This window comes from Psychrobacter sp. PSi21 (assembly GCF_054960615.1).
Genome location: NZ_JBHNYR010000012.1, coordinates 91,813 through 105,581 on the forward strand (window position 1 = coordinate 91,813; position 13,769 = coordinate 105,581).

A 13,769-nucleotide genomic window follows, 5' to 3' on the forward strand; every position below is an offset into this window, starting at 1 on the left:
ATTTCAATCAATATAAACATGGAAAATGTCTGATTTCACCTTGATTATGTCATAAATGACAATGGGGAGTGGCTCTAAATTAGACTAGTATAAATAAACCAGCGCCAAATACGTGCCAAACAGACACACCATATCGCCGACCAGCCGGTATACCATGGACGAATATAGGGATACGGTTAGACGCATCTAAAACGCAAGATGCGCCAATCACACCATAATTAGTGAGGACAGCATGGCTGCAAATACTTTAATCAACGAGTTTGAACTTCCCTTTCAGTTGTATGACGTGCTCGATACAGAAAGTCTGTGCCACGCCACAAGATTCGAGGAGCATAGCCGTGCCACTTTTGATGCGGTACTTGAGACCGCCGATAAAATGGCGACGCAGTTGTTTTTACCGCACAATCATATCGCGGATCAACATGAGCCGCAGTTTGATGGTCATAAAGTCAGTATGATTGACGAGGTCAAGGTGGCGTTTGATGCCTTTCGCGAATCGGGCTTTATCGCGGGGCGTTATGGCTTTGATGATGGCGGCATGCAACTGCCTGAAACGGTGATGACGGCGGTTTCGGCCTATTTTATGGCGGCCAATCCGTCTACCACGGCCTATCCTTTTTTGACCACCGCTGCTATTAATGTCTTGGCGCACTTTGCCAGTGATGAGATCAAGGCCGCCTTTATGCCGCGCATGCTGACCGGCGAGTTTACAGGGACAATGGCACTCACTGAGCCGCATGCTGGCTCGTCGCTGGCAGACATCAAAACCACTGCCGAGCCGCAAGATGATGGCTCATACCGCATCAAAGGCAGCAAGATTTATATCTCAGGCGGCGATCATGAGCTGTCTGACAATATCGTCCATCTGGTATTGGCCAAAATCCCTGATGGCCCCAGCGGCGTAAAAGGCATTTCACTATTTGCTGTGCCCAAATATCGCCTCAACGAAGACTTGTCCATCGGTGTGCGTAACGATGTACATTTGACAGGATTGCTGCACAAACTGGGCTATCGCGGCACGACCTCAACGGCGCTCAGCTTTGGCGATGCGGGTGACTGCCATGGTTATCTCATTGGCGAGCCGCATTTTGGCCTGCGTTATATGTTTAAGATGATGAATGAGGCACGTATCGCTGTGGGTTTTGGTGCGGCGATGATTGGCTATCGCGGTTATCAATACTCGCTGGCGTATGCCAAAGACCGAACCCAAGGGCGCATTGCCCCCAATAACAAACCTGAAGACGATGCCAGCGCCATCATTCATCACGGTGACGTCAAGCGTATGCTACTGGCGCAAAAAGCGTATACCGAGGGCGGTATTTCACTCTGCCTATACGGTTCAAACCTAATCGATCGTATCAATACCTGTACCGATGACACGCTGAAAGCAGAACTGTCAGAGCTACTGGATTTATTGACCCCAGTGCTTAAAGCATGGCCATCTGAATATGGGCCAAAGGCCAATGATTTGGGTATCCAAGTGCTGGGCGGCGCAGGCTATACGCGCGAGTACTTTGCCGAGCAGTTTTGGCGTGACAATCGTCTCAATCCGATACACGAGGGCACCAACGGTGTACAGGCGTTAGACTTATCCTTTCGTAAACTGTGGCAAAACAATGGACTGGGTATCCACGTGTTAAAGCGTGAAATCATGCAAGATTTACAGCGTATTCGTACGCCAAAATCTACTGAACTGGCAGGCAAGTTGACGCCATACCTTGAGCAGTTGCCCGCGTTACTGAACCATCTGGCAAAACTGCTGCAAAGCGAAAAAGCCATCACCTTAACGGGTAACGCGCAGGCATTGATGAATATCTTTGCCAGTATCATCGTCAGCTGGATTTGGATTCGTCAAGCCCATACCGCCGAGCAGCGGCTGGCAGACTGCCAAAACGAGCGAAAACAAGCCTTTTACCACGGCAAACTGCAAGCCGCCACTTACTATATCGACTGGGAATTGCCCAGCATCACCCGTGATATTGCTTTATTGCTTCACGACAACAGCGTCTGCACGGACATGCACGCAGACTGGTTTTAATCTAAGGACAGAAAACGATGAAAATCAATAAACAATGGCAACTCAAAGAACGACCTATCGGTGCGCCCAGTATGGACACATGGGTGTTTGATGAGGCTGAAATGCCCAGCATTACCGACGGTCAAGTGCTGATTAAGATTGAATATATCTCTCTTGACCCCGCCATGCGCGGCTGGCTCAACGATGCCAAATCCTACATTGCCCCTGTGCAAGTCGGCGAGGTCATGCGTGCGGGTACTGTTGGGCAGGTGATTGATAGCAAGCTTGAAGGCTTCGCCGTTGGTGACTATGTTTGTGGTTATGGCGGCGTGCAGTCGTATGCCGTCAGTGATGGTAAGGGGCTGTATAAAGTCGATCCTGAGTTGGCACCTTTGTCTTATTATTTGGGCGTACTGGGCATGCCGGGGATGACAGGCTATTTTGGTTTGCTCAAAACAGGCCAGCCCAAAGCAGGTGAGACCGTTGTGGTCTCAGGGGCGGCGGGTGCAGTCGGTGGGGTGGTCGGGCAAATTGCCAAAATCAAAGGCTGCCGTGTGGTCGGTATCGCAGGCGGCGCAGAAAAATGTCAGTTTTTGGTTGACGAGCTGGGTTTTGATGCGGCAATCGACTACAAAAACGAATCGGTGAAAGCCGCGCTCAAACGCACTTGTCCAGAAGGCATCGATGTGTTTTTTGACAATGTCGGCGGCGATATTTTGGATGCCGTACTGACCCAAATCAACCGCCATGCGCGTGTCGTTATTTGTGGTGCGATCAGCCAATACAATAATACTACCGCCGTCAAAGGGCCGTCCAATTATCTGTCGCTTTTGGTTAACCGCGCCCGTATGGAAGGCATCGTGGTGCTCGATAATGTCAAAAACTACCCGACAGCCATGAAGGACATTGCTGGCTGGATCCAGTCTGGTGAGCTGACGGTCAAAGAACATGTCGTTGAAGGTATAGAGACCTTCCCAGAGACGCTGATGATGCTCTTTACAGGTAAAAACTTCGGTAAACTGATACTTAAAGTAGGAGATTCAGATGACGTATAACAATAACAATGTGGCCGCAGACGTTACGGGTAAACGGGTATTAATCACTGGCGGTGCGTCTGGTATCGGTGCGGCAAGTGCCTTGCTGCTGGCCAGTCGCGGCGCGCGGGTAATCATCGGGGATATCTCTGAGGCGCAAGGCCAAGCAGTGGCGGAGCAAGGCCAGGCCGCAAGTCATGATATTGTCTTTAAAAAGGTAGATATCACCAGTGGTGACGAGGTACGCGCCTTGTTTGCTTTTGCCGCTGAGACGCTCGGCGGTTTGGATGTGGTGGTAAACAATGCTGGCGTCGATCACAAGCCTGCACCCTTGCACGAGCTGAGCGACGATGATTTTGATCGTAATATCGCGGTCAATCTAAAAGGCGTGTGGCACTGTATGCGCGCCGCCATCATGTATATGGCACCGCAGGGTAGCGGCCATGTGATTAATGTGGCTTCTGTTGCAGGTTTGCGTTCGTCACCCACCATCGCCGCTTATAGCGCCGCCAAACATGGCGTTATGGGGCTGACCAAAACAGCGGCGGTCGAATACGCCAAAGCAGGTCTGCGCTTTAACGCGGTGTGCCCAAGCTTTATCGACACACCCATGGTCAGAAACACCATGGCCGTTATGGACGAGCGCGGCCAACAAGCACTGTTGAAATCCAATCCGATGCGCCGCTTGGGCACGGTTGAGGAAGTGTCAGGGGCGATCGCGTGGCTGGCAAGTGATGAAAGCAGCTTTATGAACGGTCATGCCTTTACCTTAGATGGTGGTATGTTGGCCTAGTGGGTCATCAATCAATACGCAAGGAGTAGCGATGAAAAATTTATTTGATTTAACTGGAAAGATAGCACTGGTAACCGGTGCCAGCCGCGGTATCGGGGAGGCAATTGCGCGGTTATTGGCTGCGCATGGTGCCCATGTGATTGTATCGAGTCGCAAAATCAATGCCTGCCAAGCCGTTGCTGACAGCATTGTGGCAGAGGGCGGCAAGGCCAGTGCCTATCCGTGTCATGTGGGGGAGATGGCGCAGATTGCTGCTATTTTTGCACATATTAAAGATGAATATGGTCGCATCGATATCCTCGTTAATAATGCCGCCGCCAATCCATACTATGGGCACATTCTTGATACCGACGAGGCCGCGTATACCAAGACTGTCGATGTGAATATCCGTGGTTATTTCTTTATGTCTACCGCCGCAGGCAAAATGATGCGCGAGCAGGGCGGCGGCGTTATCCTCAACACCGCTTCGGTCAATGGCGTGATCCCAGGAGACAAACAAGGCATTTACTCTATCACCAAGGCGGCAGTTATCAGTATGACCAAAGCCTTTGCCAAAGAGTGCGGCCCACTTGGCATCCGTGTCAATGCGCTATTGCCGGGCTTGACCGATACCAAATTTGCCTCGGCGCTCACCAGTAACGATGCCATCTTAAAAACCGCGCTACATACCATCCCACTTGGCCGCGTTGCCAGTCCTGAAGAGATGGCAGGAACGGTGCTGTATCTGGTATCTGACGCGGCAAGCTATACCACAGGCGCGTGTGTCATTGTTGATGGTGGGATGCTTGCCTAAGCCAAATCCTGTTTTATGATATTAATATAGTCTGTTCTTTAATTAAGTGGGTTTATCATAGTGTGTCTTTTGTATTTAGACTAAATAATAGAACAGTAACTATAAAAGGTGATTATAAAAAACAGACATCGTGATAGCGGTGTCTGTTTTTTTGTATGGCATATTACCCTTGCACTATTGATAAAGATGCAGCATTGGCGCATGATTATTTAAAAAATAGGGGCTGTAGTAGATAAGGATTAAATATTACACCATTTTCTCAGAGTTTTAAGCTGATTAGAAGGTGAGCCATAGTTAAATCTAAACTCACACTCTTTTAAAAACAAATGGAATTTTTTCTTATCGATCCCATTATATTTTCTGAGCGTTCGTTTAGACTGGTTCCAAAAGTTCTCAATGCCATTGATGTGATTGTTTTTACCGCAAGTGAACGCTTTAGAGTGATTAACTCTGAAATGTTTAAACTCGCTCACATCTAATGCATTGTAACTTCGCTAACTATCCGTATAAACAAAGCCGTCAGGCTGGATTTTACGTTTAATAATAGGCATTAGAGTAGCCTGTTTGGTGTCTGCTGCGACAATGGTATAAACCTTACCGTTTCGTTTTAGTATACCAAATACAGCTGTTTTACCAGCAGCGCCGCGACCTCTTTTGCCTTTACGTATGCCGCCAAAATAACTTTCATCTCATTCGACTTCACCATCAAAAAGCTCATCAGCTTCTAATGAGAGATGGTAATCTATCACAAGTCTTATTTTATGATAAAAAAGTGCAGCAGTGTTAGGCCGAATATTGAGCAAATCTGCGGCTGTTCTAGCAGTCACTTCAGCCGTGAAAAACTCTAACAGCCTTCGCTGCACTTTTTGCTTATTTTACAATGGGTTATCTTCATAAAAGTAGTCTAGTATAGTGCTGCATCTACTACAGCCCCAAACCTAATACAAAGGGTAAAAAATGAAACATGTGCCAGCAAACGAGCTATCCGATAGGACACCTATTAGTCTTGAGCAATATTTAGGTGAGCGCTGCTTGCCTAGTTTAAAAGATGCTCAATATTTAACTTGGTTAAATACTGCGGTATTGAATAGTACTAATCAGACCGTTACTTCTCATGACACACCTCAGCATGCTTGCTTTGCCGCAGGTGTCCTCGTGCATACCGATAAAGGCTTAGTACCTATTGAGCAATTAAAAGTCGGTGATATGGTATTGTCTGCGCCTGAAGATGCGAAACCGTCGTTAGCAGACGGCAAGCTTGAGACCGCTTATAAACCCATTACTAAAGTATTTAAGTCTGCCGAAAAACAAGCGCTTATGGCTCCTTTAGGATATCCCGCAGTCATATGTACTACCAACCATCCCTTCTGGAGTCTTGAGAGAGGCTGGGTAAGGGCAGATGAAGTAGATAATGCTACGAGTATTTATCGATTATTTCCATCACTATGGAGCAAAGGAAAAGGAGGTTGGGTACAGGGAGAGGATATGGAAACTTATAGCAAACTTTATCAATTAACATCGCCACAGAAACTCAGGCTTGAGCATTATTATCGAAATAGCTTTCAAATTGGAGATGAATATAAATATGCACTCCATTTAGCTTCATACTATTCAGAAGGGAAGATGAGGTATCTACTACAGACGCCTTTTGAAGGTATTGCTGTTGGATTCGATAATGATGATGATGTTGGACCGCATAATCTGTACAGTGATAGACGAGATAATGGACCCTATATTCAGGATTTCAATAATGGTAAATACATAACATCACAGCATTATGGTGATTTTGATGGAGAGGTAACAGAAGAAGAAAGCATTATGTACGATGCTGCGATCTACTACGTACTGGAAGATATGAACTATGATTTCTACAAAGATACTGTTTATAACATCGAAGTGGCGGACTATCACACTTATTTTGTAGGGAATGGTGGTACATGGGTACATAACTGTGACTCTAGTACTATTAACAACGAGTTCGCTACGCTTAATGACCCTGAGCAATGGCAGCATCAAGGCAAGATAAATACAGAGGCAGCTATCAAAGCGTCACTTTAGTTGAATCTGATATTGTTCACACTAGCCTGCGCCAAGCTTTTAGTTTAAATGAGGACAATCGCCTACTAAGCTTTACCGTTGCAGATAGCAGTATAAACAATGCTACTAAACAAGCAGGCGATGCATTCGAAGCCGCATTATTGAGTGCTAAGACTGGCAAGGCCGTCACGCAGATTACTGATATGACTCGTACCGATAGCTTACTCAATATCCAAGCTGATGGCAGAGAACAGGTTGCTACGGGCGTACAAAAAGTCTTAAATGCGGATGGCACGTCTACTTACTACATCGACCTTACCAGCTGGTATCAAGCGCAGGTTGCTAATGGCGCTAGCACGGACGTACTACTAAGCTTTGACTTGCTTGGTTTTGGTGATGCCGACAGCAGTGTTAGTATCCGAGATATCAAACTAACGAGCGATCCTATTGCCTCTCATGACCGCTAAGGCGTTGCAGATGGTGTGTCAGACGCGCTTAAAGCCAAGTGGCGTGTTGTTTCACTCTGATCAAGGTACCCATTGCACCAGTAAGACATTCGCTGAATCCGTGGCCAGTCGTAATGGCATGACGCAAAGTATGAGCCGAAACGGTAATTCACTACGGGCACAGCCCTTCGTCTTGCACTCGGGCAAAGCAGTGCTTTGCTAATCCTCGCTCATAGGATAGTGCCCCTACTGAACGCTTCTTTAAAAGCTTCAAAACAGAATGGATGCCAAAAGGCGGTTATGAGAATGTCGATGAGGCATCAACCGCCATTACTGACTATATTTTCGGCTATTATCAAACCCTGAGGCCCCATATTTTCAACAATTATTTAGCACCAGCTGAAAAAGAAAAACGCTACTTTAATAAAAACCTCTTATCAGATGTCCTAAATTAGTTGACCACTACACATAAGCATGGCTTGGCACATTGTCTGATAGGAGCTGCTGCTCTAGCCAGTTTTGGATCATGGCTTGGTACTGGTAGGAGACGCTGTCACTATCAGGCTCAATACCCACAAATTAATCTTTAATAGGCCTTAGATTATTTTTATCTATCCAACCAAATTTAGTACCATTTTTATAAGAAACTTGTATCCAGTCTTCATTTTGGTTAACAGCTTCAATCAAATCACCTCTGATATAGTAATTTGGTTTAAATCCTGATTGAAATTTTTCGTTAAGAATTTCAGCTTGCTCCGTTTCAACAACGTACTTGGTAGGAGGTGGAGGGCACTGACTGAGAATATTGGTTTCAGATTTGTGAATTTCTAAATTCTCTGGGTCAGCGGCCAGATTAGATACATCATGATTTATGAGATGTTCACAGTAAAATGCATTATTATCTATATAGCCTTTCACTATTACTTTTACAATCCCCCATTCGTCATTATCTAATACAAAATAATAGTCTTTATATGGATAACCTCGGCTACCAAAATATGTTGATAAAATAAATCCTGTACTATCAATTCGTGGAGAAATATTCCTGAAGTAAAATAAACCATCTTCAGTGTAGTTAGTACTATTTAAATTGAGCCTATATTTATTATTAGAAACTCCTAAGTATACAACTAAGTCATCTCCTTGATAACCACTTCCGCTTGAATTTTCTTTATTAATATGTGTGATGATTTTATCATCAATACCATCTGTATTGACATCAAAAGTGAAGATCTTATGTGCATTTTCCTCATACTTTTCTTCGATATCTGTAGAAGAAAATAATTTAGGCTCTTCCTTTATGTACTCCTCATCAATCAGATAGGTACGAGTGCTACAACTCTTAACTGTATTATCTATAACTTTAATGGCGTTAGCATTGCCTTTGATGTTTGCAGTTATCGATTCAATATCCCCACAATGCCATTCAGCTATTTCAAACATGTAAGTGTGTAAAAATCCACTGTCATCAAACAGAATGGCGTTGTATGTCAGGTATTCTTCTGTTGTCGCAGGTAATATCAAAATTTGCCTATCAGTATCATTAGTAAAAACACCAACTCTCTTTAATGCACTTTGTAAATCTACTCCATAAGTATAATTAAAATTACTATCAAGCCCTTTGCTGACAACGCTGCCATTCATCATTAAGGTTAAATCAGACTCATCACCACCAAATAATCTGATAGAGATGGCAGTACTATCATATTTAATGTCAATTTTTTTCTGATGATCATCATAGGTGGTTAATGAATTTGTTCTATTAAAAATAAGCGGGTTGCGGTTATATTCTAATAGAGAGTTGTTTTCAATATTCGTTATAATTGTATTTTTATTTATAATATTCTTTTTATTGATGACGTCATTGTTTTTATTAGTATCACTGTAGTTATTTGTGCATGATACTAATAAAAAAATGAAAAAAAGAGTGACTATGATTTTCACTGTAGAACCCTTGTATTTAATATACATTAAGTATGCCTAGTTTTTGCTATATTCTGTTGTAATATTTCCTTCTTCAGACATCTCGTCATAAGTCTTATTATGAAAATAAAACCTTGGGTTGCATCTATAGCTTAACCCTGATGCGGGGCAAACTGCCAGCCATGACTACTGCCTGATGACAGTTGTAGGGTACGTAGGGGCGGAGTGCTGCCATCATCATGCGGGCTGATGCCGGTGTAGACGGGGGTGGTTGGGATTTGTTGTAGGATGTCATCGGTAACGCTTGAGGCGCAGCTTGGGCTTGATGAGGCTGAGATGCTGACTTCTCCAGTACGGGTTTGGGTGAATGCTTTGTAGCTGTGACTGACAAATAATTGTTGGCTTGGATAGAGGGGCATAGGCAATGGTTTGCTATAGTGTCGTGGCTGTAAACTACACACCAGTGTTACGAACAATAATGTATGCGTGATTGAAAATATATTTTTTAGTAATTTAATGAACAGTAACAAAAGTCATTTTAAATACCAAATAAATTATCAATTCATTTAACTTTCTTTAACCACAATGCATCCTTTTCATAACAGCTTACAGATAACTCCCCACCGATATTACTGTTGGTTTTCTCATAATCCTCACAATCAATATAGTATTCATCCTCATAACTCATAAAATTAATTGATTCACTTTCGTCGACTTTATACGATTTTTTTTTATCGCTTATCGGGATATAGTCCATATTTTCGTAAGGGTAGAAAGGAAGTTCATCGAAGCTACCATCATTTTTATAGCCGAAATTTTGAAAGTAACTATCTCTTGAAAGTACAAAACCACTGCTGTTTTGATTCAATTTAGCTTTAAACCAGCCAGAAATAGGATTCTCTATGAAATTACTATAAAAATACACCTCTTGGCTTTCACCGTTTTTTATTAAATAAAAATCATCGAAAGAAGTATTAAGTCTAATAACATAGTCATCATTGATCTCTAATGGACTCCACATTTCCACTTCATCTTGGTTACATTTTGGCTTAGATGATTCCGACTCATATTTACAGCTTTTATAAATATAATAAATACCATCCTCAATATTTTTATTATTTAAAATATTAGATACTTTACTATCATTTATATCGTTATTTTTTTTTGTGCTATTGTCTTTATCGTAATTTGAGCATGCTGATATCAAAAAAGATATGAAAATATATTTAATAAGTCTAATGTTCATTGTGGTATCTCCAAGTGAAATGCACCTTCAGCGCCGTCTCCAGATATATATTTCTTAATCTTACCTGATTTTTTGGCTTCATCACAGGCTACTTTAAATTTTTTACCTAGTGTTGTTAGATATTTTTTCTTATTTTTGTAATAGACAAAACCATTACTGTTATTTCCTAGATCAACCACATTAAGTTTTGCATATATTTCAAAGGTTACGCAATGATTTGAAGTACGTTTACCTTGAGCTAAATATGACCTAATGGCCTTTGCCATTTCTTTAGTCCTCCGTGCTTCACCATATTTATTATAACGACTACCTACATCATGCACTGCTTTACCTACTTGCCCATATAAGCTTCTCTTTCCCCACATGGCTCTCGCTTGTTCTTCAGGTGTCCTTAAGGTACTAGTTATATATATATTTGACATTCCGCACTGCTCTGCTAATTCAGCTATAACTAATTTAGATTTCTGACTTACAATGCTTTGCCTATCCACATTATTAAATAATACCTTTGAACTTGGTGTTTTAGGCTTCTTTGCCTTATAAACATAGGGAATATCATTTCGATCAGCACTTGCTGTAATAACATCTTTCTCAACTTCCTTACTGTCTTCATACACCAATACTGTTATATCAACACCTACTAGCGAATCATGTGTTCTACCTCTAGTACCATCCTTTCCTGTCACAGAAGTATTCTTACCATATTTAGTAGACTGAGTAATATATGAAAGTCCTGATAAAGGTTTATTAGTTTTTTCATCAACGAACTTTATAGTAATTCTAGCTTCATCTAAGGCAGCCTCAAGCGTCGGTCCTTTCTCTATGTCTTTTTCAACTTCTGTGATTTTCGGCTTTTCTATTTTTATAACAGGCTCCTGCTCTGTTTGAGGTTGCGATGTGTCATTTGGTTTGCTTATTTCTGGAGTACTCGATGCTTCTTGACTTAAAGTATCTAAGGCATCGCTTATATTTTTTTCGTTGATATTTGTACCTATGATTATAGTCCATTGTTTGGAGCCGTAGGTAACGATGGCGGTTGTTTTTGCTCTACCTTGTCCATCGATAAGGGTGAGTTTTTGGCCGGCAAGCGCTTTAATAGTGCTAACACCTTGGCTATTTGCTCTTTTTATAGCAGATTGTTTACCACGATATAGAGTTTTAAACTGGTAATTAGATATAGGTTTATGGTTATTATCAATAAATTTAACACTGAAGGTAACAACTGGCACTTTGAGTACTTTGGTCTGTCCGTTTAAGTCACCTGTTACTGGAAATGCCATGCTGTAAATAGACTGTTTCTTGCCACCGTCATCGTCAAGGTAGACGCCAATAGATTGGCAGATATTTGCCTTGATATCTGAATCAATACCTGAGTTGTCAGTTCTGTGTGATTTGACATTATTTTTGTATTCGAGATAATAAACTGTATCTGGTAATGACTTACCAGTATCTGCTTCTACTAGCTTTATGTTAAAGGTAACTTCATCCATAGGTACACTATCTCTAATAATTTCATCATTCTTTGGTGAAACCATAGAGACACTAACACTCGTGACAGTATCATTGCTTCTACTTGAATTATTTAGCAACTTCTCATGCTTGGCTAATGTGGACTTAAAGCCATTGTCTGTGTCGACAATTATAGTTGCTATAATATCTTTATTATTTGGTAGTATTCTTATATTCTTACCTTTTTTGTCTTTTAAGTATTTGCCGTTAACGACAAACCTTGCACCCATTTCTATTCTAGCAAAAAATACGGGCAGCTGACCTTCTTTGTTAGTCTTCAGGTTAGACAATACAGGAACGCGTTTACCATCAGCAAATCTTATATCAACATTTATATCGCTTAGTGGTAGTCCTTGACCATCATAAATAGTAATAAACATTTTTGAACGTTTGAACCTTAGCCACTGAAAATCATCATTTTCAGTTCCTGAAATTGAAACTATTTCTTTTTTATTATCTTCAACCCAGCTTGGTGTTTCTGTAGTGTAAAGCCTAGGTTTATTTCTATGCAATTGTCTTTGTGCTTTCGGGCTCCAATAGAATACAACACCATTAGTATCATCTTTAACTCTACCTTCATATATTGGTAAGACAGTGTCAATAATTTCTTTAACTATTCTACCAGTATTATCTGAACTGAAGTCATTGTTATTGATTTTTTTCATTGCGTTTCGGTAAGGATTAGTATTATGAGTATAAGCATCAAACCCTGTTTCAGTTACAATAGCATAAATAGTACTATAACCTGTCCAGTTGCCAAAACCAATTCGATTTCTTATAGAATGTGCAATTACCTCCCAGCTCCGTTTACTACTATTCCCAGCTTCTCCGTATATTGTAGAAACAAAAACTTTAAACTCTTCGCTATAGTTCACATACCTCTCCCTAGCAAATATTTTTTATATTAATATTTATTAAATTGGAATTATATCCAAAGGCATAAATATGCAAGTTGTTTCTATTATCAATAAATGCATCTTCTTTAAATATTTCATGTAAGGGCTTCATGTCTAACAACTCATTATAGTAATCACTATTATTATATTTATCCACCTTATGGAAATCATAAACCTCTTTACTGATGTTTTCGTCTATAACTCTATAAAATATTTTCATTGTATCTGATTCTGCATAAACTACGCATTTTCTTTTTTCATCAAATAAAATCTCATTGTCTTCTGTTATAAATAAATTATTACGTGTAACGTAATGTCCATACCCACAAGGGTTGCCGCAAGATATATGGAAGTAATATATCTCATCATTTATTTTAACTACATCACTAATTCTATATTTACCAGATGTGATAATATTTTTGTTGTTGTTGTTAACAACTCTAAATATAGAGCAAATTTCTTTTGAGCATTTTTTCACTAATGAAAATCCAACTTCATCTTGTGAAAAAACTATTTTTGGAAATAGTAAAAATAAAAGTATAGATATTTTTAAAGTTTTGTGCATGGTTGTGCCTAATTATGTTTAAAATAAGATATTTTTGTTTAGCAGCAAAAGTCATCATCATTATAGTAGTCATTTTTAATTTTACTTCCTTTGAAGGCACTAGGTGATTCAATGATATCTTCTTCATTATATATTTTTTTATATTCATCTAAAAAGTAAAATCCTTGCTCGAATCGCATTTCGATACTTTCTGAACTATCACTAAATACTCTTAAAGTCTGACCATTTTGATCAAGCGTTCCTTCAATCTCTGTACCTTGACTATGATTAATAATTTTATATTTCATACCTTGATCTATCAGCTCTTGTGGTATGAGCTTTTTAAGGTCAAATGCTTTACTAAATAACCCAGACGTTGGTAGTGATACCATCGGTGCATTCACTTTCATCCCCGCAACCATGTCTTTCTTCACCGCCTTGATCTTAATCGTTCCTGGGCAGACCAGCTTCACGCCACTGTCATCGATTGTGATTGATGCACCGCCTGAGGTTTGTAGCTTAATGCGCTTT

12 protein-coding genes and 2 pseudogenes are annotated in these 13,769 nt (G+C 40.9%); 7 read left to right on the top strand and 7 right to left on the bottom strand.

Annotated elements, in window-relative coordinates; translation table 11 throughout:
• The first annotated feature begins 232 nt into the window (after positions 1-232).
• The 4 genes from ACFI32_RS09745 to ACFI32_RS09760 are packed head-to-tail and all read left to right on the top strand — an operon-like array spanning position 233 to position 4,637.
• The gene (locus ACFI32_RS09745) at positions 233-2,038 is read left to right on the top strand and encodes an acyl-CoA dehydrogenase (RefSeq protein ID WP_462626394.1); all 1,806 of its coding nucleotides are present in this window, start codon (positions 233-235) and stop codon (positions 2,036-2,038) included.
• 17 nt (positions 2,039-2,055) lie between these two features.
• On the top strand, positions 2,056-3,072 hold the full coding sequence (locus ACFI32_RS09750; protein WP_462626395.1) for an NADP-dependent oxidoreductase: 1,017 nt from the start codon (positions 2,056-2,058) through the stop codon (positions 3,070-3,072).
• Positions 3,062-3,844 carry an SDR family NAD(P)-dependent oxidoreductase gene (locus ACFI32_RS09755; protein ID WP_462626396.1) on the top strand — a complete coding sequence of 261 codons (783 nt, stop codon included), beginning with the start codon at positions 3,062-3,064 and terminating at the stop codon, positions 3,842-3,844. Before ACFI32_RS09750 ends, ACFI32_RS09755 begins: the two co-directional genes overlap by 11 nt.
• 31 nt (positions 3,845-3,875) lie before the next feature.
• Entirely contained in the window at positions 3,876-4,637 is a 762-nt protein-coding gene (locus ACFI32_RS09760) for an SDR family oxidoreductase (protein ID WP_462626397.1), read from the top strand.
• 239 nt (positions 4,638-4,876) lie between these two features.
• Here ACFI32_RS09760 and ACFI32_RS09765 read toward each other — a convergent pair.
• A pseudogene (locus ACFI32_RS09765) lies at positions 4,877-5,532 on the bottom strand (IS1595 family transposase).
• A 62-nt stretch (positions 5,533-5,594) separates the two neighbouring features.
• Between ACFI32_RS09765 and ACFI32_RS09770 the strand changes: the two are divergent.
• From ACFI32_RS09770 to ACFI32_RS09780, 3 genes and pseudogenes are all read left to right on the top strand, one after another.
• A complete protein-coding gene (locus tag ACFI32_RS09770) occupies positions 5,595-6,695 on the top strand; it encodes a Hint domain-containing protein (RefSeq protein WP_462626398.1) in 1,101 nt (366 codons plus the stop codon).
• Complete coding sequence (locus ACFI32_RS09775) at positions 6,641-7,141, top strand: hypothetical protein (RefSeq protein WP_462626399.1); 501 nt, start codon at positions 6,641-6,643, stop codon at positions 7,139-7,141. Before ACFI32_RS09770 ends, ACFI32_RS09775 begins: the two co-directional genes overlap by 55 nt.
• A 242-nt stretch (positions 7,142-7,383) precedes the next feature.
• A pseudogene (locus tag ACFI32_RS09780) lies at positions 7,384-7,575 on the top strand (hypothetical protein); the annotation flags it as partial.
• Positions 7,576-7,699: 124 nt separating this feature from the next.
• On the opposite strand, the gene ACFI32_RS09785 reads toward ACFI32_RS09780, so the two are convergent.
• The 6 genes from ACFI32_RS09785 to ACFI32_RS09810 form a co-directional block, all read right to left on the bottom strand.
• Positions 7,700-9,064, bottom strand: a complete 1,365-nt coding sequence (locus ACFI32_RS09785; RefSeq protein WP_462626400.1) for a GW dipeptide domain-containing protein — start codon at positions 9,062-9,064, stop codon at positions 7,700-7,702.
• Positions 9,065-9,195: 131 nt separating this feature from the next.
• Positions 9,196-9,462 (bottom strand): hypothetical protein, encoded by a 267-nt coding sequence (locus ACFI32_RS09790; protein ID WP_462626401.1) that lies wholly within the window; start codon positions 9,460-9,462, stop codon positions 9,196-9,198.
• A 143-nt stretch (positions 9,463-9,605) separates the two neighbouring features.
• Positions 9,606-10,289 (bottom strand): hypothetical protein, encoded by a 684-nt coding sequence (locus ACFI32_RS09795; RefSeq protein WP_462626402.1) that lies wholly within the window; start codon positions 10,287-10,289, stop codon positions 9,606-9,608.
• The gene (locus tag ACFI32_RS09800) at positions 10,286-12,673 is read right to left on the bottom strand and encodes a hypothetical protein (protein ID WP_462626403.1); all 2,388 of its coding nucleotides are present in this window, start codon (positions 12,671-12,673) and stop codon (positions 10,286-10,288) included. The genes ACFI32_RS09795 and ACFI32_RS09800 overlap by 4 nt, the downstream gene beginning before the upstream one ends.
• Positions 12,674-12,683: 10 nt before the next feature.
• Positions 12,684-13,259 (bottom strand): hypothetical protein, encoded by a 576-nt coding sequence (locus ACFI32_RS09805; RefSeq protein WP_462626404.1) that lies wholly within the window; start codon positions 13,257-13,259, stop codon positions 12,684-12,686.
• A gap of 38 nt (positions 13,260-13,297) precedes the next feature.
• The coding region (locus ACFI32_RS09810; RefSeq protein ID WP_462626405.1) for a hypothetical protein at positions 13,298-13,769 on the bottom strand (472 nt) is incomplete at its 5' end.